General features: G+C 73.9%; 19 protein-coding genes and 1 riboswitch. Of the genes, 3 read left to right on the top strand and 16 right to left on the bottom strand.

Features of this window, described 5'->3' with window-relative positions; all coding sequences use genetic code 11:
• Positions 1–18 precede the first annotated feature (18 nt).
• From cobA to SALPAC3_RS0101395, 14 genes are all read right to left on the bottom strand, one after another.
• On the bottom strand, positions 19–1,680 hold the full coding sequence (gene cobA, locus SALPAC3_RS0101460) for a uroporphyrinogen-III C-methyltransferase (protein ID WP_018219492.1): 1,662 nt from the start codon (positions 1,678–1,680) through the stop codon (positions 19–21).
• Positions 1,677–2,267, bottom strand: coding sequence for a precorrin-8X methylmutase (locus SALPAC3_RS0101455; RefSeq protein ID WP_018219491.1), 591 nt, complete (start codon positions 2,265–2,267; stop codon positions 1,677–1,679). Before SALPAC3_RS0101455 ends, cobA begins: the two co-directional genes overlap by 4 nt.
• Complete coding sequence (locus SALPAC3_RS0101450; RefSeq protein ID WP_018219490.1) at positions 2,264–2,521, bottom strand: DUF362 domain-containing protein; 258 nt, start codon at positions 2,519–2,521, stop codon at positions 2,264–2,266. The genes SALPAC3_RS0101455 and SALPAC3_RS0101450 overlap by 4 nt, the downstream gene beginning before the upstream one ends.
• Positions 2,509–4,242: a precorrin-3B C(17)-methyltransferase gene (gene cobJ / locus SALPAC3_RS0101445; RefSeq protein WP_018219489.1), complete on the bottom strand. Its 1,734-nt coding sequence runs from the start codon at positions 4,240–4,242 to the stop codon at positions 2,509–2,511. The genes SALPAC3_RS0101450 and cobJ overlap by 13 nt, the downstream gene beginning before the upstream one ends.
• Complete coding sequence (locus SALPAC3_RS0101440; protein WP_018219488.1) at positions 4,239–5,558, bottom strand: bifunctional cobalt-precorrin-7 (C(5))-methyltransferase/cobalt-precorrin-6B (C(15))-methyltransferase; 1,320 nt, start codon at positions 5,556–5,558, stop codon at positions 4,239–4,241. Before SALPAC3_RS0101440 ends, cobJ begins: the two co-directional genes overlap by 4 nt.
• The gene (locus SALPAC3_RS0101435; RefSeq protein ID WP_018219487.1) at positions 5,525–6,667 is read right to left on the bottom strand and encodes a cobalt-precorrin-5B (C(1))-methyltransferase; all 1,143 of its coding nucleotides are present in this window, start codon (positions 6,665–6,667) and stop codon (positions 5,525–5,527) included. The genes SALPAC3_RS0101440 and SALPAC3_RS0101435 overlap by 34 nt, the downstream gene beginning before the upstream one ends.
• Positions 6,667–7,488 carry a precorrin-4 C(11)-methyltransferase gene (gene cobM, locus SALPAC3_RS0101430; RefSeq protein WP_018219486.1) on the bottom strand — a complete coding sequence of 274 codons (822 nt, stop codon included), beginning with the start codon at positions 7,486–7,488 and terminating at the stop codon, positions 6,667–6,669. Before cobM ends, SALPAC3_RS0101435 begins: the two co-directional genes overlap by 1 nt.
• A complete protein-coding gene (gene cobI / locus SALPAC3_RS0101425; RefSeq protein ID WP_018219485.1) occupies positions 7,485–8,228 on the bottom strand; it encodes a precorrin-2 C(20)-methyltransferase in 744 nt (247 codons plus the stop codon). The genes cobM and cobI overlap by 4 nt, the downstream gene beginning before the upstream one ends.
• Positions 8,225–9,583, bottom strand: coding sequence for a cobyrinic acid a,c-diamide synthase CobB (locus SALPAC3_RS0101420; protein ID WP_018219484.1), 1,359 nt, complete (start codon positions 9,581–9,583; stop codon positions 8,225–8,227). Before SALPAC3_RS0101420 ends, cobI begins: the two co-directional genes overlap by 4 nt.
• The gene (gene cobO, locus SALPAC3_RS0101415) at positions 9,577–10,188 is read right to left on the bottom strand and encodes a cob(I)yrinic acid a,c-diamide adenosyltransferase (RefSeq protein WP_018219483.1); all 612 of its coding nucleotides are present in this window, start codon (positions 10,186–10,188) and stop codon (positions 9,577–9,579) included. The genes SALPAC3_RS0101420 and cobO overlap by 7 nt, the downstream gene beginning before the upstream one ends.
• Positions 10,188–12,410, bottom strand: a complete 2,223-nt coding sequence (locus SALPAC3_RS0101410) for a VWA domain-containing protein (RefSeq protein WP_018219482.1) — start codon at positions 12,408–12,410, stop codon at positions 10,188–10,190. Before SALPAC3_RS0101410 ends, cobO begins: the two co-directional genes overlap by 1 nt.
• Positions 12,407–16,075, bottom strand: a complete 3,669-nt coding sequence (cobN, locus tag SALPAC3_RS0101405) for a cobaltochelatase subunit CobN (RefSeq protein WP_018219481.1) — start codon at positions 16,073–16,075, stop codon at positions 12,407–12,409. The genes SALPAC3_RS0101410 and cobN overlap by 4 nt, the downstream gene beginning before the upstream one ends.
• Before the next feature lie 325 nt (positions 16,076–16,400).
• Positions 16,401–16,530, bottom strand: a riboswitch (cobalamin riboswitch).
• 110 nt (positions 16,531–16,640) lie between these two features.
• On the bottom strand, positions 16,641–16,985 hold the full coding sequence (locus tag SALPAC3_RS0101400; RefSeq protein WP_018219480.1) for a hypothetical protein: 345 nt from the start codon (positions 16,983–16,985) through the stop codon (positions 16,641–16,643).
• A gap of 143 nt (positions 16,986–17,128) precedes the next feature.
• Positions 17,129–18,349 carry a PucR family transcriptional regulator gene (locus SALPAC3_RS0101395; RefSeq protein ID WP_018219479.1) on the bottom strand — a complete coding sequence of 407 codons (1,221 nt, stop codon included), beginning with the start codon at positions 18,347–18,349 and terminating at the stop codon, positions 17,129–17,131.
• Positions 18,350–18,542: 193 nt separating this feature from the next.
• On the opposite strand from SALPAC3_RS0101395, the gene SALPAC3_RS0101390 reads away from it, so the two are divergent.
• The gene (locus SALPAC3_RS0101390; protein ID WP_018219478.1) at positions 18,543–20,198 is read left to right on the top strand and encodes an FAD-binding dehydrogenase; all 1,656 of its coding nucleotides are present in this window, start codon (positions 18,543–18,545) and stop codon (positions 20,196–20,198) included.
• A gap of 124 nt (positions 20,199–20,322) precedes the next feature.
• On the opposite strand, the gene SALPAC3_RS0101385 is transcribed toward SALPAC3_RS0101390, so the two are convergent.
• On the bottom strand, positions 20,323–21,537 hold the full coding sequence (locus SALPAC3_RS0101385; protein ID WP_018219477.1) for an MFS transporter: 1,215 nt from the start codon (positions 21,535–21,537) through the stop codon (positions 20,323–20,325).
• A gap of 160 nt (positions 21,538–21,697) precedes the next feature.
• On the opposite strand from SALPAC3_RS0101385, the gene SALPAC3_RS0101380 reads away from it, so the two are divergent.
• Both SALPAC3_RS0101380 and SALPAC3_RS0101375 read left to right on the top strand, forming a co-directional pair.
• Positions 21,698–22,684 carry a LacI family DNA-binding transcriptional regulator gene (locus SALPAC3_RS0101380; protein ID WP_018219476.1) on the top strand — a complete coding sequence of 329 codons (987 nt, stop codon included), beginning with the start codon at positions 21,698–21,700 and terminating at the stop codon, positions 22,682–22,684.
• A 60-nt stretch (positions 22,685–22,744) separates the two neighbouring features.
• Positions 22,745–23,392, top strand: coding sequence for a CatB-related O-acetyltransferase (locus tag SALPAC3_RS0101375; RefSeq protein WP_018219475.1), 648 nt, complete (start codon positions 22,745–22,747; stop codon positions 23,390–23,392).
• A 206-nt stretch (positions 23,393–23,598) separates the two neighbouring features.
• On the opposite strand, the gene SALPAC3_RS0101370 is transcribed toward SALPAC3_RS0101375, so the two are convergent.
• Positions 23,599–24,813, bottom strand: a complete 1,215-nt coding sequence (locus SALPAC3_RS0101370) for an MFS transporter (protein WP_018219474.1) — start codon at positions 24,811–24,813, stop codon at positions 23,599–23,601.
• Positions 24,814–24,989 lie beyond the last annotated feature (176 nt).

The raw sequence follows: 24,989 nt of genomic DNA, 5'->3' as shown, positions 1-24,989 counted from the left end.
CGGCAGCCGGGAGTCAGCTCACTGGCCCGACGTGGCCAGAACGGGCTCCGCGGCGAACGCCGCGACCGGGCCGACCACGAAGACCGCCGGAGGACCCACGCCCGCCCGAGCCGCCACCACGGCGATCTCGTCCAGGCGCGCCGGCAACGAACGCTGCCCCGGGTGGCCGGCGTCCTGAACGACGAGGGCGGGGGTATCCGGGGCACGCCCGCGCGCGATCAGCGCCACGGCTACGGCGCTGATCGTCTCCACCCCCATCAGCACCACCAGGGTGCCCCGGGCCTGGCCCAGCGCCGCCCAGTCAACCAGCGAGTCCGGATGCCCCGGTGGTAGGTGCCCGGAGACGACCGTGAACTCGTGCGCCGTCCCGCGATGGGTGACCGGCACCCCGGCCAGGGCCGCCGCGGCCACCGCGCTGGTCACCCCCGGCACCACGGTCACCGGGACCCCGGCCGCCGCGCAGGCCAACACCTCCTCGTGCCCGCGTCCGAAGACGTACGGGTCGCCGCCCTTGAGCCGGACCACCCGCCGCCCGGCGCGGGCGTGCCGGACCAGTGTCGTGTTGATGGCGTCCTGCCCGACGGACGGCCCCCGGGGTGACTTCGCCGCGTCCACCACCTGCACCCCCGGGCGTAGTCCGGCGAGCAGATCCTGCGGGGCGAGTCGATCCACCACCACCACGTCGGCGGCCGCCAGCAACGCCCGACCCCGGACGGTGATCAGGTCTGCCGGGCCCGGTCCGCCGCCAACGATCGCCACCGCACCCGGCCGCAGCACGGGCTCGGGGTGCTGGTGCTGGTGCTGGTGCTGGTGATTCTGCCCGCCCACCGGGTCGTCCGGGTGGTCGTGCGGGGTCTGCGGCCGACCCACCTTGTCGACGAAGCCCGGCATCGACACCCGGTACGCACAGGTGTCGCAGTTCATCCGGATGTCGCCCCGCACCGCCTCGGCGTGGCGTTCCAGCACCAGCTCGGCGAGGGCGTCGCAGTCACCGATCAGGTCCGCCACCCGCAGGTCCAGCCCCGGATGCGCGGCGGCGTACTCCCGGGACTGGGCCCGAATGCGATCCGGTAGCACCCCGGCGAACAGGAAGTACGGAGCGACGACGATCCGCCGCGCCCCCAGCCGGCGCAGCCGATCCAGGACCGCCGGCACGGACGGCTCGGCGAGCGAGATGAAGCCCGGCTCAACGCCCGCGTAGCCCCGGCCCTCCCACAACAACCGGGCCACCTTGGCGACCTCGGCGTTCGCGTCCGGGTCGGTGGAGCCACGCCCGATCAACGCCACCCAGGTATCGGCCCGCTCCGCGCCGGCCAGCGCGGCGTCAATCCGCTCCTGGAGAGCGGTGTGCAGCAACGGGTGCGGGCCAAGCGGTCGGCCGTAGGCGTAACGCAGGCCGGGGTGACGCTGCTGTTCCCGAGCCAGCGCCGCCGGGATGTCGCCCTTGCCGTGCCCGGCCGCGGTCAACACCAGCGGTAGCGCCACCAGTGCCCGGTGCCCCCGGCCGGCGAGCGCGCCGACCGCATCGGTCAGGGGCGGACGGGACAACTCGATGAAGCCACCCTCGACGTCTCCGACCGTGGCGCCGGCCCGGGTGCGGACCCGTTCGACCAGCGCGGCGAACTGCGCCACCCCCTCGGCGCTACGGGTGCCATGCCCGACGATGACCAGTGCGGTCACTCTTCCCCCTCCACATAGAGCAGGGCGTTGAGGGCGGCGGCGGCCACCGCCGACCCGCCCTTCTCGCCCCGGTTCGAAATGCCCGGCAGACCGCTGATCCGGAGCGCGGCCTTCGACTCCGCGGCCCCGACGAAGCCCACCGGCAGGCCGACCACCAGGGCCGGCCGAGCGTCCAGGGCGAGCAGTTCGGTCAGCGCGGTGGGCGCGCAGCCGACCACCCACACCGCACCGGGCCCCACCCGGCCCAGCGCGATCCGCATCGCGGCGGCCGAGCGGGTGATCCCGGCCCGCCGGGCCAGCGCGGCGGTGCCCGCCTCGGCAACCGGGCAGACCGTCGCCCGGCCGGTGATCCCGGCGGCAACCATCGCCACATCGGCCACGATCGGGGCGCCGGACCGGAGTGCGGCCAGCCCACCGGCCAGCGCGGTCTCGTCACAGACCAGATCCGTCACGTAACTCAGGTCCGCGCTGGCGTGTACCACCCGCTCGGTGACCGCGCGGGTCAACGGCGACAGGTGCCGAAGGTCAACCCGCTCCCGCAGAATCCGATACGACTCGACCTCGATCGGATGCACCGGCCGGCTCATCCGTCCGCCCGCGCAGGTGCGGGGTTGACCGGGGTGATGACCATCGGCTCCTCCAGGTGTCGCGGGCCGGCGGTGCGGATGGCGCCGACCGGGCAGATCTCCAGACATTCCAGGCAGCCAGTGCAACGGTCGGCCCGGATCACGAGGCCGCCGGGCACCGGCCGGATGGCGTGCGTGGGGCAGGTCAGCAGGCAGGCACCGCAGCCCTGACAGGCGTCAACGAATACCGGTGCGGGGCCGGTCACGTCCGCCACCGGTAGCCCCGCGGGGTGACCATCCGGCCGGCGACCCGGCGCGTCTGGCTACTGCCCACGACCACGACGCTGTACATGTCGACGATCGCCGGATCGAGAGTCTCCAGGGTGGCCAGATGCACCCGCTGCCCAGCTCGGCTGGCGTTCCGCACCACCCCGACGGGTGTGTCCGGCGGTCGGTGCTCCGCGAGGAGCCGCAGCGCCGCCGGCAACTGCCAGTCCCGGTTCCGGCTACGCGGGTTGTAGAGCACCGCGACGAAGTCCCCCTGCGCCGCGGCGGTCACCCGACGGGCGATGACCTCCCACGGGGTGTGCAGGTCGGAGAGGCTCAGGTAGGCGTGGTCGTGCCCCAGCGGCGCCCCGAGCAGGGCCGCCGCCGCGAGGGCGGCGGTCACCCCGGGCACGCCGACCACATCGACCCGCTCGTCGGCGTACTCCAGGGCAGGGCTCGCCATCGCGTACACCCCGGCGTCGCCGGATCCGACCAGGGCGACGGCCTGGCCGGCGGTGGCCTCGGCGACGGCGGACCGGGCCCGCTCCTCCTCGGCGCCGAGCCCGCTGGCGAGCACCCGGGTCCCCGGGCGCAACAGGTCGCGGATCTGATCCAGGTACTGGTCCAAACCGACCACGACGGCGGACCGCCGTAGCTCGGTCACCGCCCGGGGGGTACGCAGTTCGGCCGCACCGGGTCCGAGGCCGACCAGGGCGAGCCGGCCACGCGGCGCATGCCGGGCGACGGCGACGGTCGCCATCGCGGTCGCGGTCTTCGGCACCAGCAGTTCGGCGTCCCCGCCGAGCAACGCCGCGGCCTCCGCGACGCTCGGCGTGCCGACTGCGGCGCGAACCACCTCGCTGGGGTTGGGCACCGCCACCGCCGCCAGCTCCGCGGCGGACCAGGTCCTCAGGGGTATCCGCAGCGCGTCGGCGGTGGTGCGGATACCGTCCTCATCGGCCTTGATGTCGGCGCTGGCCAGACCGCGCAGGCTCGCCGCGCTGAGGCCCGCGGTGGCGAGCACCCGATCCAGCAGGGCACGCACCTCGGCGGCGGGCACGCCGCGGCTCGCCCCGACCCCGGCGACCAGGGAGGGGGGCCGGAGCACGGCGGTCCGCCCATCCAGGGGCACGATCCGGTCGGTGACCAGCACCCGATAGCCCACCGCGGGAGCACCGGCGGGGCCGGCCGGGGTGACCTGGACGTTGGTTGGCAGTGCCGGCAGTGGCCAGGGCGCGTCGGCGACCACCGTGACCGGCTCGCCGTCCAGGATCGCCCGGCTCACCGCGGCGATCGCCCCCTCGACCGGCCAGCCCAGGGTGTCCAGGCCAGGCAGGTCGACCGCGTCGGTGGCGGTGGTGACCACCGGCGCCGCGTCGAGTAGCGCCCCGACCTCGGCCGCGAGGGCGTTGGCGCCGCCGGCGTGCCCACCGAGCAGGGCCACCGCGTGCCGGGCCGCCTCGTCCACTGTCACCACCGCCGGATCGCGGCGCTTGTCGTCGAGCAGCGGCGCCAGGAGGCGGACCACCGCGCCGGTGGCCAGGAACGCGACGATCTGGTCGCACTCCGACCAGGCGGCCCGGAGTCCGGCGGCGGCGCTCTCCGCCTCCAGCAGCCGGGCGTGCGGCCAGGCATCGGCGAGGACCCGGGCGTGCCGGCGCCCCGCCGCGGTGACCGCGACCAGCCCGATCCGGCCCGACCGTGCCTCGGTGCATTCGACGTGCTTCACAGAAACTCCCCGGTGAGGACGACCACCGGATTGGTGGCCGCGAGACGGATCGACCCGCCGGGCAGGTCGGCGAGGCGAGCGGCGGAGAGTTGGACACCGTTGACCGTGTAGCCGGCGGCTCGCAGCACGTCCCGGGCCGGGGCGACCCGGTCCAACGCGGCGAGCGCGACGAGTACCCGCGCCGGGCGGCGGGCCGTCACCGCGGCGAGCACCCCGGTGCCGCCCCCGCCGACGAAGGCCGCGTCGGCGTCGGGGAGCCCGGCCAGGACGTCCGGGGCGGCACCGTGGACCACCCGTACGTCCACACCGTGCCGAGCAGCGTTGTCGTGAACCAGGTCCACGGCGGCCGGGTCCCGCTCCACCGCGACGACCGCCGCGCCGAGCAGGGCACACTCGATGCCCACCGAGCCGCTGCCGGCACCCACGTCCCACACCAGCCGGCCGAGCCGGGGCCGCAGCCCGGCCACGACCAGCGCCCGCACCTCCGCCTTCGTGATCATCGAAGCGCGGTGCCGGTACGCCCCCTCGGGCAGCGCCCACCCAGCGGCCGGGGCAGCGGCCGGTTGGTTGTCCACCCGGGCCACTCCGCCCGGCCCGGGACCGAGGCTCAGCAGCACATGCGGATCAGTCCAGCTGCCAGCCGCCGCCTCCGCCGGGGTCGTCCAGGTGATCCGTTCGGCGTCGGTGCCGAGGTGCTCGGCCACCACCAGCTGACGTGACCAGCCCACCAGGCCGGCACCGAGTTCCGCGGCCCCCGCACCCGGCGCGGTGAGCACCGCGACCCGGGGCAGCGCCCGGCAGGCGTTGAGCGCCGCTCGGGCATCCCGGCCATGGGCGCTGACCACGGCCGCGCCGTCCCAGGAGAGCCCGGCCCGGGCGAACGCGGCGGCGACGCTGGACACCGCCGGTAACACCCGCACCGGCAGCCCGGCCGCCCGCAGCCGGCGCACGATCCCGAAGCAGCCCGGATCACCGCTGGCGAGGACGACGGCCGGGGTGCCGGTGGCAACCGCGGTGGTGAGCCGTTCCAGGGCCGGCGGCAACGGACCGAGCACGACCGTCTCCGCGCCGGCCGGCACCGGCACGGCCGCCAGGTGCCGGGCGGCGCCGACCACGAGCCCCGCCCGCGCCAGCTCGGCGGCGAGGGCCGGGTGCGCCGGGTTACCGGCGGCGTCCACACCGGCCACCGTCACCACCGTCGCCCCGACACCGGCACCACCGACGACGGAGGCGCCGGGGCCCTCAACACCGGTGTCCCGCCGACCCACACCCGGCGTACCGGTCACCGGGCCCACCGCCCGCTGGCGGCCACGCATCGCCGCCCGGCGAAGTCCACCATCGCCACGTCAACGGCGAGGGCGTCCCCGGCGAAGCGTCGCAGCACCGCGCCGACCCGATGGCAGAGCAGGTCACCGGCGGGGCCGAGTAGGCCGGCGGCCTCCCACAACTCGTACGCGTGCCGGCCGGTGTTGGCGGCGGTGACGGCGGCGGCCAGCTCAGCGGTGCCGCCCGCCTCGACCGTCACCGCGCCGAGAAGCGACAGGTCCACTCTGGAGCGGGTGTAGTGGGTCATCAGCACCCCGGCGGCGAGCTTGGCCAGCTTGCCGGCCATCCCGACGAAGGCCACCCCGGACAGTCCGTGGGTGACGGCGGCGGTGACCGCCGCACCGGTGAAGTCACCCACCTCCACGAAGCACACCTCGGGCAGCTCCGGCAGCAGCTCCCGGGCGGCCCGCTCGGTCCGCCCACCCGTGCACAGCACCACCGTCGACTCTCCCTGCGCTGCCGCCACCTGTACGGCCTGCACGACGCTGGCCCGCCAGGACGCGGTGGAGAAGGGCCTGACCACGCCGGTCGTGCCGAGGATCGAGATGCCGCCGAGGATCCCGAGCCGGCGGTTCGTGGTCTTCCGGGCCATGATCTCGCCGCGCGGGACGCTGATCACCACCCGGACGCCGAGGACGGCCAGGTCGACCAACTCGGCGACCGCCGCGCCGATCATCTGGCGCGGGGTGTCGTTGATCGCCGGCCCGCCGACCGGCAGTCCCAGCCCGGGCTTGGTCACCGTACCCACCCCGGGCCCACCCGCCAGGGTCAGTCCGGGAACCTGCCGCCAGCCGACCGTGGCGGTCAGCTCGGCGCCGTGGGTGACGTCCGGGTCGTCGCCGGCGTCCTTGACCACCACCGCCTCGGCGCCGCCAGCCGTACGGTCGCAGCGGGCCACCGGGAAGCACACCCGCCGCCCGGCCGGCAGTCCGATCTCGACCTCCTCCGGTGACACCCCGGTGACCAGGGCGGTCAGCGCCGCCTTCGTCGCGGCTGTCGCGCAGGCGCCGGTGGTCCAGCCGGTGCGCAGCGCCACGGGCCGGACCTTCGCGGTACGCGGCAGGTCCGGCTCGCGCAGGGGCGGCAGGTCGTACGCCATCAGGTCGGCCGGTCCGCCCGGGCGGTGACCTCCCGGCGAAGGGCGGCCCGCGCGGCCGGCTCCGCCCGCCGGTGACCGTGGAAGTGCCCCGGATGGTAGAGATGCGAACGGGTACCGGCGGCTGCCAGCGCCGGCCCGACCAGGATGAGGGTGTGCTTCCAGAGCCGGTGTTCCTTGACCGTCGCCGCTAGGGTGCCGACGGTGCAGTGCGCCACCAGCTCGTCCGGCCAGGTCGCCTGATACGCCACGACCGCCGGGGTGTCGGCCGAATACCCCCCGGCGAGCAGCTCGGCCTGCACCTGGCCGGAGCGGGCCGCGGAGAGGAACAACGCCATGGTGGCGCCGTGCCGGGCGAACTCGCGGACCCGCTCCCCCGGCGGCATCGGCGTCTTCCCACCCTCCAGGCGGGTGAGGATGACCGACTGCGCGACCTCGGGTACGGTCAGCTCCCGCCCGATCCGGGCGGCGACCGCGGAAAACGCGGAGACCCCCGGCACGATCTCCACGGCCAGCCCGAGCGCCCGGCACAGGTCGAGCTGCTCCTGCACCGCGCCCCACAGCGAAGGGTCGCCTGAGTGGATCCGGGCCACGGTCAACCCGTCGGCGGCGGCCCGTTGATACAGGGGCAGCACCCCCTCCATCGGCAATCGCGACGAGTCGACGATCTCGGCGTCCGGTCGGGCGTGGGCCAGCACGTCGGCGTGGACCAAGCTGGCCGCCCAGACCACCACATCGGCGGCGGCGATCACCCGAGCCGCACGCAGGGTCAACAGATCCGCCGCGCCGGGTCCCGCACCCACGAACCAGACGGTGCCGCTCACAGTTTCCCCCCTCGGCGGTCCCGGCGGGCCGGGACCAGCAGTGTCGACAGATACGGCGGGTCGTCGCCCGCCTCGGCGGCCGGACCGACGCGGTCGCCGGCCAAGCCCAGCCCGCTACCCAGCACCGCCTCGGTGAGTCGACCCTGCCGGCGGAGTTCGGCCAGCAACTCCGGGTGCCGCCGCCACCCCTTGTAGGCGACGACCGTGCCCGGCCCGGCGACCGCGTCGGCGAAGAGCGCCAGCCCGGCGGTGGCCGGCAGCAGGGTCAGCGGCTCTCGCCCCTCGCAGAGTGGAACTCCGCTTCTGGCGGCGAGCTCCTGCATGGCCGTGATCCCGGGGACGGTGTGCACGGCGACCGCCGGCCGCAGCTCGCGGAGGGTCTGCGCGAGATAGCCGAAGGTGGAGTAGACGTTGGGGTCGCCGATGGTGGCGAAGGCCAGAGCTCGGGCCCCGTCGTCCACCGCGGTGGCGACCGCCTGCGCGGCGGCGTTCCACGCGCTCTCTCGCCGTCGGGTCACCCCGCCCCGGTCGTCCAGGGCGAACGGCAGCCGGCGCAGCCGCTCCGGCGGTAGGTACGGGGCGATCGTGGTCTCGGCCCGGCCGGGGGCCGCGGCGCCCGCCGGCCGGTCCAGCACGGGTACGAAGACCACGTCAGCCTCACGCAGCACCCGTACCGCGCGCACGGTGAGTAGCTCCGGGTCGCCGGGGCCCACCCCGACCCCGGTCAGCGTCACGGTCATCGGGTCGCCGCCGCTACCAGCCGCTGGGCCGCTCGGGGCTGCCCGGCCCAGTGGGTGTGCAGGTACGAGGCGTGGATCCGGCCGGCGACGAAGCCGTGCGCGGCCCCGTCCCAGCGCCACGCCGGCTGCTCACCGTGACCGGGATCGGTGCCGGTGCGGTGGAACTCGTGCCCGCGGACCAGGTCCCCGGCGGCGTGCGGCACCGAGTCGGCGGCGGCGACGGCCGCCCGGTAGCCGAGGGTGAGCCGTCCGGTCATTCGAGCCGTCAGGTCGAGTCGGCCGCACATCGGCACCCCGTCCAGTTCGCGTCCCAGGTAGAGCAGACCCGCGCACTCGGCCACCACCGGCCCGTCGAAGGCGGCCAGATCGGCGCGCAGCCCGGTGTTGGCGGCGAGCGCCTCCACGTACACCTCGGGAAAGCCGCCGCCGACGACCACGGCCCGGGTACCGGCGGGCAGCGCCTCGTCGCGCAGCGGATCGAACGGCACAACGGTGGCGCCGGCGGCCGTGAGCAGCTCGGTCGTCTCGGCGTAGCCGAAGGTGAAGGCCGGGCCACCGGCGACGGCGACCACCGGCCGGTCGGGCCCGGCCGGGCCGCCGACGGCGGCGGCCGGGTCCCAGGGCAACGCGGTCAGTGGCGGGGCGCTGCGGGCCAACTCCAGCACCGCGTCGAGGTCCACGGTGGCTGCCACCAGGTCGGCCAACGCGTCAACCACGGCGATCGACTCGGCGGCCCGCTCCGCGACCGGCACCAGGCCCAGGTGACGGGCGGGGGCGGCGACCTCGGCGGCCCGGGTGACCGCGCCCAGCACCGGTACGCCGACCTCGGCCAGGGCCTCGCGCAGCAGCGACTCGTGCCGGGGCGAGCCGACCCGGTTGAGCACCACCCCGCCGATTCGCACCGCCGGGTCGAAGGCGCTCATTCCGAGGGCCAGGGCGGCGGCGCTGCGCCCCTGGGCGGTGGTGTCGAGCACCAGCAGCACGGGCGCGGCGACGAGCCGGGCGACGTGGGCGGTGGAGGCGTACCCGCGGTGGCCGACCGCGCCGTCGTGCAGCCCCATCACCCCCTCGATCACCGCGATGTCGGCGGGGCGGGGCACGGCCGCGCCGTGCCGCAGCAGACCGGCGATCCGCTCCTCCCCCACCAGCCACGGGTCGAGGTTGCGGCCGGGCCGGCCGGCGGCGAGGGCGTGGTAGCCGGGGTCGATGTAGTCCGGGCCGACCTTGTGTGGACTGACCAGGTGGCCCCGACGACGCAGCGCGGCGAGCAGCCCGGTGGCGATCGTGGTCTTGCCGTGGCCGCTGGCCGGTGCGGCGACCACCACCCGCGGCAGGGACCAGGGGGCGTTCACCATTCGATGCCCTTCTGGCCCTTCTGGCCGGCGTCCATCGGATGCTTCACCTTGGTCAGCTCGGCAACCAGGTCGGCGGCGGCCACCAGGCGCGGGTCGGCGTCCCGACCGGTGATGACGACGTGCTGAAAGCCGGGTCGGGTGGTGAGGGTGTCGACCACCTCGGCGACGTCCACCCAGCCCCACTTCATCGGGTAGGTGAACTCGTCGAGCACGTAGAGGCCGTACCGCTGGGCGGTCAGGTCGCGCTGGATCTGCCGCCACCCCTCGCGGGCGTCGGCGGCGTGGTCGGCCGTACCGTCGCGCTGGATCCAGGACCAGCCCTCACCCATCTTGTGCCAGCTCACCGGGGCACCCTGACCGGTCTGCTCGTGTACCTCGCCGAGGGCGCGGAACGCGCGCTCCTCACCCACCCGCCACTTGGCGCTCTTGACGAACTGGAACACCCCGATCGGCAGTCCCGCGGTCCAGGCCCGCAGCGCGAGGCCGAAGGCGGCGGTGGACTTCCCCTTCATCGATCCGGTGTGGACGATCAGCAACGGGCGGTTCCGCCGCTGCCGGGTCGTGAGCCCGTCGGCCGGCACCTGCGTCGGTTTGCCCTGCGGCATCAGCGCACGCTCCGCTCCGCGGCGAAGCCGGCGGTCGCCAACGCCGCCAACGGGGCGGTCGTCACGGTGGGCAGGGGGTGGTGGGCGGCGGCCAGCTGGGTGGCCAGGCGGCGGGCCAGGGCGAGTCGGACGGGGCCGGACTCGCAGTCCACGACGACACAGGGGGCGCCGGTCGCGCGCAGCACCGCCGCCGCCCGCGCCGCGCGGGGCAACGGGTCGGCGCCGGCGGTGGCCCGACCATCGGTCAGGACCAGGGTCAACGGTTGCCGGCGGGGATCCCGCAGGCGCTCCACCCGCAGCAGCTCGGCGGCGGCGAGCAGGCCCTCCGCGAGCGGGGTACGCCCACCGGTGGGCAGCTCGGCCAGCCGGGTGGAGGCGGCGAGCACCGAGGCGGTGGCCGGCAGCAGGACCTGCGCGCCAGCACCGCGGAAGGCGACCACCGCCACCTTGTCGCGGCGCTGGTAGGCGTCGGTGAGCAGGGCGAGCACCGCGCCCTTGACGGCACTCATCCGCTGCCGGGCACCCATCGAACCGCTGGCGTCCACCACGAAGAGCACCAGGTTGCCCGCCCGCCCCTCCCGAACGGCCTCCCGTACGTCAGCCGGGTGGATCCGCAGCGGACCACCGGCCCGTCCCCGGGCGACCTGGTGCCCGGCGGCGGTCCGGATCGTCGCCGGCAGGTGCAACGCGCCGAGGCGGCCGGCCGGCACCCGGGCGCCGGTGGTGCGACCGCGCCCGGTCCGCGCCCGCGACCGCCGGCCCGGCACCCCCTCGCCGATGCCCGGCACGGTGAACAACCGCGCCCGGAGCCCGAGCTGCGGGGCGGCCACCGGGTGCGGGACCCCGCCCGGGTGCGCGTCCCGGCTCGGATGCGCGGACGGGGACGCACCGTCCTCGGGGACCGCGGGTCGGTCCGGATCGGACGGCTCAGCCGCGGAGCCGGTGCCGCCATCGGGGTGGATGCCCGCCGTGGAGCCGGTGTCCGGCTCGGTCCCGGTGTCGCCGGCCGGGTCGCCCGCACCACCGGGACCGGTGCCCCCGCCCGGACCGCCGTCCGGTGTGGTGCCGCCCCCCGGACCGCCGTCGGGACCGGCGTCATCCCCCGGATCACGGCCCGGACCGGTGCTGTCGTCCGGGTCGTCGGGATGCTCCTCCTGCGCCCGGTTCAGCGCCTCGTCCAGGCGTTGTTCGTCCAGTCCCGGCGGGTCGAACGGATCCCGGCGGCGGCGGTGCGGCAGGGCGAGGCGGGCAGCCACCCGAACGTCCTCCGCGCTCACCCGGTCCCGACGCTGCCAGGCGGCGTGCGCCACGGCGGTCCGGGCGATGACGATGTCGGCCCGCATCCCGTCCACGTCGAACGCCGCGCAGACCTCGGCGATCTGCCGCAGGGCCGCGTCGGTCAACACCACCCGGTCCAGCCGGGCGCGGGCCTCGGCCACCCGCCCGGCGACCGCCGCGTCCTCCCCCGCCCAGCGGGCGGCGAAGCCGGCGGGGTCCGCGTCGGCATCGAGCCGGCGACGCACCACCTCCACCCGTACGGCCGGGTCGCGGCTGGCCGTCACCTCGACGGTCAGCCCGAACCGGTCGAGGAATTGCGGACGCAGCTCCCCCTCCTCCGGGTTCATCGTGCCGACCAGCAGGAACCGGGCCGCGTGGCGGACCGACACGCCCTCCCGCTCAACGTGGCAGCGCCCCATCGCGGCGGCGTCCAACAGCAGGTCGACCAGATGGTCGTGGAGCAGGTTCACCTCGTCGACATAGAGCACCCCCCGGTGGGCGGCGGCGAGCAGGCCGGGCTCGTAGGCGCGGACTCCGTCGGCGATTACCCGCTCCAGGTCGAGCGAGCCGACCACCCGGTCCTCGGCGGCGCCGACCGGCAGTTCGACCAACGCGGCCGGGCGACGTTCGGTCGCCGGCACCGCCGGGTGGGGCCCGTCCGGGCAGCCGGGATCAGGCGTCTGCGGATCGCAGGCGAACCGGCAGTCGGCGACCCGAACCACCGGCGGCAGCAGCGCGGCGAGGGCGCGCACCGCGGTCGACTTGGCGGTGCCCTTCTCGCCCCGCACCAGCACCCCGCCGATCGCCGGGTTGACCGCGTTCAGCAGCAGCGCCAGGCGCATGTCGGCCATGCCGAGTACGGCCGAGAACGGGTAGTTCGCCCCGGGCGCCTCCGGCCGCGGCGGCCGTGCAACCCGCAGGCCCGGTTCACTCGTCGTGCTCATCCGCGCTCCTCCAGATCGCCCTCGCTGGCCAGATACGTCTCCCGGAGGCGGTCCAGGGTGCTCGGCTCCGGCTTTGCCCACAGCCCCCGGTCGGCGGCCTCCAGCAGCCGTTCGGTCATGCCCCGCAGCGCCCACGGGTTGGACCGCTCCAGGAACTCCCGGGTCTCGGCGTCGAACAGGTACGCCTCGGCGAGCCGCTCGTACATCCAGTCGTCGACCACGCCCGCGGTGGCGTCGTAGCCGAACAGGTAGTCGACGGTGGCCGCCAGCTCGAAGGCGCCCTTGTAGCCGTGCCGGCGCATCGCCGCGACCCACCTCGGGTTGACCACCCGGGCCCGGAACACCCGGCGGGTCTCCTCGCTGAGGGTGCGGGTCCGCACGTCGTGCGGCATCGCCGAGTCGCCGACGTACGCGGCCGGGGCGGCACCGGTGAGGTGCCGGACCATCGCCACCATCCCGCCGTGGTACTGGAAGTAGTCGTCGGAGTCGACGATGTCGTGCTCCCGGGTGTCCTGGTTCTTCACCGCCACGGCGATCCGCGCGAAGGCGCGTTCCATGTCGGTGCGGGCCTCCCGGCCGTCCAGCCCCCGTCCGTACGCGTAGCCGCCCCACACCGCGTACACCTCGGCCAGGTCTGCGTCGCTGCGCCAGTTCCGGGCGTCGATCAGCGGAAGCAGCCCGGCCCCGTACGCGCCCGGCTTCGACCCGAAGATCCGCGCGGTGGCCCGGCGCTCGTCGCCGTGCCCGGCGAGGTCCTCGGCCACGTGCGCCCGGAGGTGGTTGTCCGAGGCCGACTCGTCCAGCGCGGCCACCTGTCGTACCGCGTCGTCCATGAGCGCCACCACGTGCGGAAAGGCGTCCCGGAAGAAGCCGGAGATGCGGACGGTCACATCGATGCGGGGGCGACCCAACTCGGCCAGGGGCACCACCTCGACCCCGGTCACCCGCCGGGACCGGTCGTCCCAGGTGGGTCGACAGCCGAGCAACGCGAGCACCTCGGCGATGTCGTCGCCCTGCGTGCGCATGGCGCTGGTGCCCCACACGGTAAGCCCGACCGAGCGCGGGTACGCCCCGGTGTCGGCGAGGTGCCGGCTCAGCAGCGAGTCAGCCAGGGCCACGCCGACGTCCCAGGCGTTGCGGCTGGGGATCGCCTTCGGGTCGACCGAGTAGAAGTTGCGACCGGTGGGCAGCACGTTGACCAGGCCCCGGGTGGGTGATCCGGACGGGCCGGGGGGCACGAACCGCCCGTTGAGGGCGGCGAGGGTGTGCGCCAGCTCGTCGGTGGTGCGCTCCAGCCGCGGCACCAGTTCGGTGGCGGCGAAGCGCAGCACCGCGGCGGCCTCCGGGATCGCCCGGCCGGTGACCTCGGAGACGACCTCCGGCGCCCGGTCGGGGGGCCAGCCGAGCGTCTCCATCCCGAGGGCGAGACGCCGGGCCAGACCCTCGATCAGGTCGACGGCGTCGGCGGCGGTGCCGGCCGGCCCACCGGCCACGTCGGTCAGCGCGGCCGGCACCCGCACCCGGGCTCCGGGCGCGGCGAGCAGCACGGTTTCGTCCAGGCCGTAGCTGGCGGCGAGGGCCTGCCGCAGGCCGGGCAGGGCCCGGGTCCCGCCCCACACCTGTGGGGAGCGCAGCACGGCGAGCACCAGGTTGACCCGCGCCTCGCCGGCGGGTGCTTCGGCCAGCACGTGCAGGCCGTCGCGGATCTGCACGTCCTTGACCTCGCAGAGGTAACCGTCGAGGTGCAACACGAAGTCGTCGAAGTCGTCGGCGGCCGGCATCTCCGACTGGTGCAGGTCGTGGTGCAGCTCCGCGGTGCGCACCAGCTCCCAGATCTGTCCCCGTACGACGGGCACCTTCGCCGGGTCGAGCGCCTGCACGGTGGCGTACTCGTCGAGTAGCTGCTCCAGCTTCGCCAGGTCCCCGTACGTCTCGGCGCGGGCCATCGGCGGCACCAGATGGTCGACGACGACCGCGTGCGCGCGGCGCTTGGCCTGCGTCCCCTCCCCCGGGTCGTTGACGATGAACGGGTACACCAACGGCAGGTCGCCGAGGACCGCGTCTGGGGCGCAGTCGGCGGCCAGCCCGAGGCCCTTGCCCGGTAGCCACTCCAGGGTGCCGTGCTTGCCCAGGTGCACCACGGCGTCCACGCCGAAGCCCCCCGCCGCGGCGGGGGCGGCCAGCCACCGGTACGCGGCCAGGTAGTGGTGACTCGGGGGCAGGTCCGGGTCGTGGTAGATGGCGATCGGGTTCTCCCCGAAGCCGCGGGGCGGCTGGATCAGCAGGACCACGTTGCCGAACCGGAGGCCGGCCAGGACGAGGTCGCCGCCGTCGGTGTACAGCTCCCCCGGCGGCTCCCCCCAGTGGCTGATCATGGCGCCGCGCAGCGGCGCCGGCACCTGGTCGAACCACCGCCGATACGTCTCCCGCGGTACCCGCGCGCTGGCGGTGGCGAGCTGCTCGGGGGTGAGCCACTCGACGTCGTGGCCGCCGGCGGCGATGAGGGCGTGGATGAGGGCGTCCCCGTCGTCCGGGACGGGCGTCGCGCCGAGGTCGTAGCCGGCGGCGGCGAGCGCGGCGAGCAGCCGCACCGCGCTGGCCGGGGTGTCCAGGCCGACGGCGTTGCCGACCCGGGAGTGCTTCGTCGGGTACGAGCTGAGCACCACCGCCACCCGTTTGTCGGCGTTCGGCAGGTGCCGCAGCCGGGCGTGCCGGACGGCGATTCCGGCCACCCGGGCGGCGCGCTCCGGGTCCGGCGCGTAGACCGACAGCCCGTCGGCATCGAGCTGTTTGAACGAGAACGGCACGGCGACGATCCGCCCGTCGAACTCGGGGATCGCCACCTGCATCGCCGCGTCCAACGGGGACAATCCGGCGTCGCTGTCGGCCCACTGCTCCCGCGTGCTGGTGAGGCAGAGCGCCTGGATGACCGGCAGGTCGAGGGCGGCGAGCGCACCCACGTCCCAGGCGTCCTCGTCGCCACCGCCGGCCGCCTCGGCGGCCACGGTGCCCCCGGCGGCGAGCACGGTGACCAGCAGCGCGTCGCAGCGGGCGAAGAGTTCCAGTGGGCCCGTGCCGGCGGTCAGGCCGCGCAGCGAGCCGCAGAAGATCGGCGCCGCGTTGCCGCCCGCGGCCTCCACGGCGTCGGCGAGCGTGTCCACGAAGGCGGTGTTGCCGGCGAGCGCGTGCGCCCGGTAGAAGACGATCCCGACGGTCGGCCGGTCCGGGTCGGCCGACCGTGCACCGTGCGTCCCGTACGCCGGGGTCGGGGTGGGGGGCGTGAACCCCTCCCCGGTGAGCAGCACCGTGTCGGAGAGGAACCGGGCCAGCTGCGCCAGGTTCTCCGGGCCCCCCTCGACCAGGTAGGACAGGGCTTGGGTGGTGACACCGGAGGGCACGGTGGAGGCGGCGGTCAGCTCGGCGTCGGGGACGCTCTCCCCGCCCAGCACCACCGTCGGCACGCCCGAGGCGAGGATCGCGGCCAGTCCGTCCGGCCAAGCGGCCCGGCCACCGAGCAGGCGTACGACGGCCAGGTCCACGCCGTCGAGCAGTTCCGGGACGCTGTCAACGGCCACCCGGGTCGGGTTGGCCAGGCGATAGTCGGCCCCGCTGGCCCGCGCGGCGAGCAGGTCGGTGTCGGCGGTGGAGAGCAGCAGAATGCGCACGGCAAACTCCGGAGAGTGACGCCCGCACGGAGGGGCGGACGATCAGCGAGACGGGAGGTGATTCGGCTTCACGGGCGCCACCTCGGACCACCCGACTGGGTGGCCGACGGGGGCGCGCGTCAGGCAGCGATCAACCGCGGGCAGCGGGGTCGAGAACGGCGGCACCGAGCACGGCAGCGGGGCCAGTCGCGGCAGCTCCAGGCCGCGGACCGGTCGCGGACCTGCCGCCGCCCGCCAGGTTGGTACGACAGCTGTCGATGGGTGGGACGCTACGCGTCATCGGGTCCTCCTCGGGTATCCACGCCCTGGGGTGCACCGACGGCCGAAGTATCCTGGCTCCCGGATCGATGCTCACCCCGGCCTTCCAACCGTGCGACGCACGGTCGTGGCTCCACAAGGAGGATCACTCCCCGGTGACAGTGGCGGGACCGCGCCGGATTCACACCGGCTTCCTTCACTGCCGTCCGGCCGCGAACTCTGCCACACCAGTACGTCCGGGTCAACGAAACGAGAGGAGCCCAGCGGTCAACCGGTCCCGGAGCCACGGCCCCGGAGGGCACGGGGGCTACCGAAGGCGCCGCTCCGGGTGGGCCCGGTTCCAGGCGCGCATCCGCTCCGGGTAGCCCATCTTGGCCGCTTCGTACAGCGGCAGGGCCAGTCGGCGGGCGAGGGACGCAGCAACCCGTGGCGACCCGGTACGGCGGCGGATCCACTCGCCGTCGTGCGCGATCGCCACCACCGTCGTGTCCGTCGCCGTCGTCTCCGGCTCCAGGTAGAACTCGACCCCGGTCCGGCTGGCGACGAACTGCTCCAGCGCCACCAGGTCCGCGCGGGTGCCCTCCCGGTCGAGCTTCGTCGGCACCCCGTCAGCTTCCCAGGTACGCGACCGCTTCCGACTGAACCAGCCCATGCCGCTCCTCCTTGCATCTCCGGTGCCGCCGGCCTCCAGTGCACCACCCTTGGCTGAGCGCCGTCTGTACGCCCCCTGATGACGCGCTGAGGATGCACCGCCGGCCGGTGGTGCAGCAAGCCCGCGGGGAGGCATCGGCCGGCTCACCGCCCCGGGGGCGACGGGAGTGAGGCGTGCGTCACCGCGAGCACGAGCCGGTCCCAGGAGTGGGTCAGACTACGACCGGTGAGCTCGGTGAGCCGGCGGAGCCGATGGCGCATGGTCTGCGGGTGCAGTCCGACCGCGGTCGCGGCCTCGATCGCCGACCCGTGGGTGAGGTACGCGTGCAGCCCTTCGAGCAGGTGGGCGTTGGCGGGGGTGAGCACCGGCCCGAGGACCGCGGCGTGCAGTGCGGCACGGTCGACGGGAGGCGTGCCGTGCAGTACCGCGACGGTGAGCGCGTCGCCACGGTCGAGCACGGTCCGGCGGGCGAACGCCGCCACGGGTGCGTGCTTGAGCGCGGAAACCGCAGCCCGGTAGTCCTGCGGCAGGGTCGCCGGGGAAGCTCCGCTGATCAGACAGGCCCGCCAACCGCCCGCGGCCACGGCCGTCACGACCTCGGACCGATCGTGCTCGTCCGGGAGCAGCAGGACACCGGCGCCGGCCCGCACCGTGCTCAACAGCGCACCGGTACTCAGGTCGACCGGGCCGTGGTCCACGCCGACGGCTGGCGACGCAACGAGCGTGGCGACGCGGGCCGGGTGGGTTTCCGGGCTCTTCGGGTCACCCACGGCGAGGAGGAGGCCGAAGCTGGCGGGAACGCGGACGTTGAGCTGCTCGGTACGGTCGGCGAGGGCACCGGGCGAGGTCTGGCGGCCGGCGAGCAGATCGTGCAGGAACTCGTCAATCAGTCGACGCCGGTCAGTGATCAACTCGGCGGCCTTGTGCTGATAGCCGTTGGCCAACGCCTCGGACAACTCGTCGAGCGCGGCGACCAGGGCCTGCACCAGCGCGGCGAGGTCGGCGACCGTCAGCCCGGGCGGGGCATGCTCGGCGACAGCGTCGGTGATGATGGCCGCCGCGACGCGATAGGCGCGCAGCACCGCCAGCAGCGGCCGACCGTCGGTGGCGCGGGTGGCGCCGATGCCCCGAAAGCGGCTGATGTCCCGGGTGGTGAGCCGAGTGCCGTCCACCCACATCTCGGTGAGCCGGGTGACGGCCCACTGGGCGATGGCCGTGACCTCCCGCAGTTGGGCGTCGCTGAGTTCGCGGTAGATCGGGACCTGGTCGACGACCGCGCCGACCATCTCGTCCACGAGGGTCGAGCTACGCTCGGTGAGCATCCGATGTACGATCAGCCGTTCCGTGAGGCCCACCCCGGTCACCGCCCCTCGCGCTGCCAGCCGGCCCGACCGCCCCCGGGCCGCGCGGGTTGACAATACTCATGCTCACCTGGTGCGGAAGTGGTGGCGTCAACCGGTTGGCTGCGGCACGGTGGGGCAACCCCCGGCGCCGCCCCGCTCCCCGCGATCGGCCCGGAAGCGGGTCAATGCCCGCTCGCACCGATAGGAGGCAGCCGTGGAAGCTGACGTCGTCGTGGTAGGAGCTGGTCTGGCCGGGCTGGTCGCCGCCGCCGAGACAGCAGACCTCGGCCGGAGCGTCCTCCTCGTTGACCAGGAGGGGGAGCAGAACCTGGGCGGGCAGGCCTTCTGGAGCCTGGGCGGACTGTTCCTGGTTGACAGCCCCGAGCAGCGGCGGATGGGCGTTCGGGACTCCCTCGAGCTGGCCCGGCAGGACTGGTTCGGCAGCGCCCAGTTCGACCGCGACGAGGACCGGTGGCCGCGCGCCTGGGCCGAGGCGTACCTGGAGTTCGCCGCCGGAGAGAAGCGGTCCTGGCTGCGGCAGTACGGGCATCGCTTCTTCCCGGTGGTCGGCTGGGCCGAACGCGGCGACGGCCGGCCCGGTGGGCACGGCAACTCGGTTCCGCGGTTCCACATCACCTGGGGCACCGGCCCCGGCGTGGTGGAGCCGTTCGAGCGACGGGTACGGGCGCACGTCGACACCGGGCGGATCCGGTTCGCGTTCCGCCACCAGGTTGACGGGCTGCTGGTGGAGGCCGGTGCGGTGGTCGGGGTGTACGGCAGCCGGCTGGAGCCGGCCACGGCCGAGCGGGGCCGGCCGAGCAGCCGCACCGTGGTCGGCGAGTTCCAGGCCCGGGCCCAGGCCGTCATCGTCACCAGCGGCGGCATAGGCGGCAACCACGACCTGATCCGCCGGGCGTGGCCGGCACGGCTCGGCAGCCCACCGAAGCGGATGGTGGCCGGAGTGCCGGCCCACGTGGACGGCCGGATGCTGGGCATCGCCGAGGAGGCCGGCGCCAACATCATCAACCCGGACCGGATGTGGCACTACGTCGAAGGGCTACGAAACTGGGATCCGATCTGGGAGAACCACGGAATTCGCATCCTGCCCGGCCCCTCCTCACTCTGGCTGGACGCCGCCGGCAACCGGCTGCCGGCTCCGTACTTCCCCGGCTTCGACACCCTCGGCACCCTGCGCCACCTGCGCCACAGCGGCTACGACTACTCCTGGTTTCTGCTCACCCAGAAAATCATCGAGAAGGAGTTCGCGCTCTCCGGCTCCGAACAGAACCCGGACCTGACCGGCAAGGATCTGAAACTGCTGCTGTCCCGGGTACGGGCCGGTGCTCCCGGGCCGGTCGAGGCGTTCAAGCGGCACGGCGAGGACTTCGTCGTCGCGGACACCCTCGACGACCTCGTCACCGGGATGAACCGCATCGCCGACCCGGACGTGCCGGCGATCGAAGTCGCCCGGATCCGCGCGCTCGTCACCGAACGGGACCGGCAGCTCACCAACACCTTCTGCAAGGACGCCCAGGTCAAGGCGATCCGCTCCGCCCGCAACTACCGCGGTGACCGGCTCCTGCGGGTCGCCGCGCCGCATCGCCTCCTGGACCCGAAGGCTGGGCCGTTGATCGCCGTACGGCTCAACGTCCTCTCCCGCAAGACCCTCGGTGGGCTGGAGACCGACCTGGACGGTCGCTGCCGGACCCGCGACGGCGACGCCTTTCCCGGCCTCTACGCCGCCGGTGAGGTGGCCGGGTTCGGTGGTGGCGGCATGATGGGCTACAACGCCCTGGAGGGCTCCTTCCTCGGCGGCTGCCTCTTCTCCGGCCGGGTCGCCGGCCGCGCCGCCGCCCGCCAGCTCAGCTGACCGGCGGGGCCAGGCGGGGCCGCCGTAGCGGCAGCCGCAAGGTTCGGATCAACCACGCCTCCCAACGAAGTCCATTGCGGATACGCAAGGACCATCCGAGCGTCCGCTGTCCCCGCCGGGACGGTCAGCGAGGAGGGCGGGTCACCGGCAGCAACGCCAGCGACGGCAGTAGCAGGACCGGCACGACCAGCAGGGCGTGCAGCGTCCCGACCCGGTCGCCGATCAGGCCCAGCAGCGGTGGTCCGGCGAGGAAGGCGGTGTAGCCGATCACGGCCACCACGCTGACCCGGGCCGCGGCGTGCTCCTCCACGTTGGCCGCAGCGCTCATCCCCACCGGAAAGCTGAGGGAAACGCCGAGGCCCCACAGCGCCACACCGGCGACCGCAACCGGTCCGGAACCGGCCAGCACCGCCACGCTCACGCCGACCACGGCGAGCAGGATCGTGGTGCCGAGCACGGGCACCCGGCCCCAGCGGTCCAGGGCGAGGGTGCCGACGGTCCGTCCTACGGTCATGCCGATCACGAACACGCCGTAGACGGCGGCTCCGGCCGCCTCGGTGACGCCGTAGCCATCAACGAACGCGACCGCGACCCAGTCGGTGGCGACCCCTTCACTGAACGCTGCTACCAGCACAAACAGGCCGATCAGCAGGGTCCGTGGTTCCCGCCAGGCGGCCAGCACCGCCCGGCGCCGGGCCGCCGGGGAGCCCCCGTCGGCATCCGGCGCCGGCTCGGCGAACGGCAGGAACACCCGGGTGCCGGACACCGTGCCGAGCAGCACCGCCGCGCCAACGAGCGGCAGGTGGACCGCCAACGCCAACCCCACCTCAGCGGCCACCGCACCGAGGCCAGCCCCCGCCACCGAGCCCAGGCTCCACGCCGCGTGAAACCGCGGCATCACCGTACGACCGAGCCGCCGCTCAACCGCGGCACCCTCGATGTTCATCGCGACATCACAGGTACCGGTGCCGTAGCCAAGGATGACCAGACCCACCGCCACCCCGGGCAGCCAGCCCGCCGCACTCGCGCTGACGCCGGCGATCCCCAAGCCCACGGCGACCAACAGGGTCGCCACCGCCACCGTCCGGGCGGTGCCCAGTCGCTGGGCGACCAGACCGGAGGTGGGCATCGCCAGTACCGCTCCCGCCGACATCGCGAGCAACAGCAGCCCGAGCCGACCGGCGGTGAGGTCAAGCGCCTCCCGGACCGCCGGCACCCGGGCGAACCAGGACCCGATGGCGAGGCCGTTGAGGGCGAACACCACCGCGACACCGGTACGGGCGGTGCGCACCAACCGGTGTGCGGCGGTAGTCGCGGCCGGGGCTGTGACGCTGCTCACCACGGGTTCCTTTCGCTTCAGTACTGGGCCTGGCTGCACGAGCACACCCCTGAGAACGTTCTCAGTGCAAACCGAAAATGCCCGCAGGTCACCGCCGTCGAGGCGAGCAATAATGTCCGGACGACAAACGTCGCCCCGGCGACGGGAACGGGGGACCACGATGCCGGCACCGCAGCGCGCGCCGACCCTGGCGGATGTGGCTCGGGTGGCCGACGTCTCCCGGGCCACCGCCTCCCGAGTGCTCGCCAACAACGGGTACGCCGCGGCCCATACCCGCGACCGGGTCACCGCCGCCGCCGAGAAGCTCGGCTACGTGCCGGACCCGGCCGCCCGCGCCCTGGTACGGGGCACCGGTGTGCGGCTGGTCACGGTGGTCCACGGCACCTCGCCCCGGGTGCTCGAGGATCCGTACGTCGACCAGGTTGTCGGCGCCGCCGCCCGGGCGTGCGCCCCGCACGGCGTCGGGGTGGCCCTGCACTGGCTGCCGACCCGCGACCTCGCCCAGCTGCGGCGGCTCGGCGAGCAGCGCGGGGTGAGCGGGTTGATCCTGGTCAACACCACGCCCGCGGTCCTGGCCGCGGTGCCGCCCACGCTGCGCGGCCGGGTCGCCTCGCTCGGCGTCGGCTCCCCCGTGGTGGCCTCCTTCGACATCGACAACGGTGGCGGCACCACAGCGCTGGTGGAGCACCTGTACGCGACGGGCCGCCGCCGCATCGCCATGATCAGTGGTTCTCGCTGGCTACCCTGCGCCGGCCGCTCGGTACGCGCCTACCGGGGAGTGCTGCGCGCGGCGGGGCTGCCGCCCCGGCTGGTTCGGGGTGACTTCACCGCGGGCCGAGGGCGTGCCGCCGCCCGGGAGGTGCTGGCGCGCTGGCCAGACACCGACGCGATCGTCGGCGCCAGCGACGTGACCTCGTTCGGCGTGATCAGCGGGCTCCTGCGCGATGGCGTCCAGGTCCCGGGGGACATCGCGGTGACCGGCTTCGACGACACCCCGCTGGCCGCCATTACCAACCCCTCGCTCACCACCTCCACCCACCCGGTGGCCGGAATCGCGACAGCGGCCGTGACCGCCGTGCTCAACGGCAGCGCGGTCCTACCGCCAACGCTCTTTCCGTCCCGCCCGGTGCACCGGATGAGCGGCTGACGCGACGTGCCTCCGCGGAACAGGTCCCGGTTTCCACCTTTCACCCAGAAGGACGTTACGATGACAGGCACTCCAGCCGACCCGGGTGTCCTACATCCGATGCCCGAACAGCCACGTCTGGTGCTGCTGAAGCCACTGATCACCTCGCCACTGATCGAAGTCGGGGAGTTCACCTACTACGACGACCCGGACGATGCGACAGCTTTCGAGGTTCGCAACGTTCTCTATCACTACGGGCCGGAGCGGCTGGTGATCGGGAAGTTCTGCGCGTTGGGCGAAGGCGTACGGTTCATCATGAACGGCGCCAATCACCGCATGGACGGGCCCTCGACCTTCCCGTTTCCGATCATGGGTGGCTCCTGGAGCGAACACTTTGACCTCATCACCAACCTGCCCGGGCGAGGAGACACGGTGGTTGGTAACGACGTGTGGTTCGGTTACCGCACCATGGTGATGCCCGGCGTCCGCATCGGCAGCGGGGCGATCGTTGCTTCTGGATCTGTCGTCGTTGACGATGTCCCCGAATACAGCATCGTCGGCGGCAACCCGGCCCGGGTGATCCGCCGCCGCTTCCCCGAAGAAGAGGTTGCCCGCCTGATGGCGCTTGCCTGGTGGGACTGGCCGTTGCCACACATCACGGATCACATTCGCACGATCATGTCCGGCAGCATTGACGCCCTGGAGACCGTGGCACCGCCAAGGGGCTGACGAGTCTTATCCATCGGAAATCAGCGGTTCGGGGCCGCCGCGGGACGACTCATTCGTCGTTCGCGACGGACCGGGGTGCTTCCGGTTTTCTCGCTGTCGAGCTGCCCCATGAGAAGGGGCGCGACGCGGGGCACGACGCTACTTCGGTTAGTCGGTTCCGGCGACGAGCTGATGATCCGCATCGCCACAGCGACGACATTTGTTAATCAATCATGGAGTTCACGAGGAGGGCGGGTGGCGGGCACCAACGCGACCGACAACAACAGCAAAATTGGTACCACCAGTAGGGCGTGCAGTGTCCCGACCCGGTCGCCGATCAGGCCAAGCAAAGGTGGGTCGGCGAGGAACGCGGTGTAGCCGATCGCGGCGACCACGCTGACCCGCGCCGGGGCGCGCTCCTCCTCGTCGGCCGCCGCACTCATCCCCACCGGAAAACTGAGCGAGCCGCCGAGGCCCCACAACGCCACGCCGACCGCCGCCACCGGCTCGGATTCAGCCAGCACCGCCACACTCACCCCGGCCACCGCGAGCAGGATCGCACCGGTGAGCACCGGCACTCGCCCCCACCGGTCCAGGGCGAGGGTGCCGGCGGTCCGGCCAGTGGTCATGCCGACTACGAACATTCCGAACACGACCGCTCCGGCCGCCTCGCTGACGCCGTACCCATCCACGAACGCGATCGCGACCCAGTCGGTGGCGCTCCCCTCACTGAACGCCGCGACCAACACAAACAGGCCGATCAGCAGGGTCCGCGGCTCCCGCCAGGCCGCCAACAGTGAACGATGGCGGGTCGCCGGGGATACCTTGCCACCGGCCGATGTCGTCTCGGCAGCCGGCAGGAACCCTCGAGCGCCGAAGACCATCCCGACCAGCACCGCCACGCCGACCAGCGGCAAGTGGAAAGCCAACACCAGCCCCGCCTCAGCAGCCACCGCACCGAGCCCCGCCCCCGCCACCGAACCCAGACTCCACGCCGCGTGAAACCGCGGCATCACCGTACGACCGAGCCGCCGCTCAACCGCGGCACCCTCAATGTTCATCGCGACATCACAGGTACCGGTGCCGTAGCCAAAGACAAACAGGCCCACCGCCACCCCGGGCAGCCAGCCGACAGCGCTCGCACAGACCCCGGTTACCAGCAGTCCGACCGAGAGCGTCAGCGCCGCCACCACCACCGTCCGGGCGGTGCCCAGCCGCTGGACGACCAGACCAGAGACGGGCATCGCCACCACCGCGCCGACCGACATCGCGAGCAACAGCAGCCCGAGCCGGCCCGCGGAGAGATCAAGCGCCTCCCGGACCGCCGGCACCCGGGCAAACCAGGAACCGATAACGAAGCCATTGAGGGCGAACACCACCACGACACCAGTGCGGGCAGCCAGCACCGACCGAGCGGCGGCCGGGGCGACGACGCTACTCACGACTGGATCCTCTCGCTCGAGCGGTGGCGCTGGGGCCGGGCCGCACGGGCACACCCCGAGCAACATTCTCAACACGCACCGAATTTCCCCGCACCGGCTCCCGCGCAGTCAGCCGAGCGCCGATCGGCACGCCGCGCCGCTGCCGCCCCACTGGCCCGGTCCTTGTTAACGTGAGT

It is taken from the genome of Salinispora pacifica DSM 45544 (genome assembly GCF_000378845.1).
GTDB classification, from domain to species: Bacteria; Actinomycetota; Actinomycetes; order Mycobacteriales; family Micromonosporaceae; genus Micromonospora; species Micromonospora pacifica.
The sequence above is the reverse complement of the archived record's forward strand: the minus strand, read 5'-3'. Positions and strand labels throughout refer to the sequence as shown.

Coding starts and splice junctions, on each gene's coding strand:
- SALPAC3_RS0101455 (WP_018219491.1), bottom strand. CDS start 2,267: ATGAGCCGGCCGGTGCATCCGATCGAGGTCGAGTCGTATCGGATTCTG.
- SALPAC3_RS0101440 (WP_018219488.1), bottom strand. CDS start 5,558: ATGCGTGGCCGCCAGCGGGCGGTGGGCCCGGTGACCGGTACGCCGGGT.
- SALPAC3_RS0101435 (WP_018219487.1), bottom strand. CDS start 6,667: ATGGCGTACGACCTGCCGCCCCTGCGCGAGCCGGACCTGCCGCGTACC.
- cobI (WP_018219485.1), bottom strand. CDS start 8,228: ATGACCGTGACGCTGACCGGGGTCGGGGTGGGCCCCGGCGACCCGGAG.
- SALPAC3_RS0101420 (WP_018219484.1), bottom strand. CDS start 9,583: ATGGTGAACGCCCCCTGGTCCCTGCCGCGGGTGGTGGTCGCCGCACCG.
- cobO (WP_018219483.1), bottom strand. CDS start 10,188: ATGCCGCAGGGCAAACCGACGCAGGTGCCGGCCGACGGGCTCACGACC.
- SALPAC3_RS0101410 (WP_018219482.1), bottom strand. CDS start 12,410: ATGAGCACGACGAGTGAACCGGGCCTGCGGGTTGCACGGCCGCCGCGG.
- SALPAC3_RS0101400 (WP_018219480.1), bottom strand. CDS start 16,985: ATGGGCTGGTTCAGTCGGAAGCGGTCGCGTACCTGGGAAGCTGACGGG.
- SALPAC3_RS0101380 (WP_018219476.1), top strand. CDS start 21,698: ATGCCGGCACCGCAGCGCGCGCCGACCCTGGCGGATGTGGCTCGGGTG.
- SALPAC3_RS0101375 (WP_018219475.1), top strand. CDS start 22,745: ATGACAGGCACTCCAGCCGACCCGGGTGTCCTACATCCGATGCCCGAA.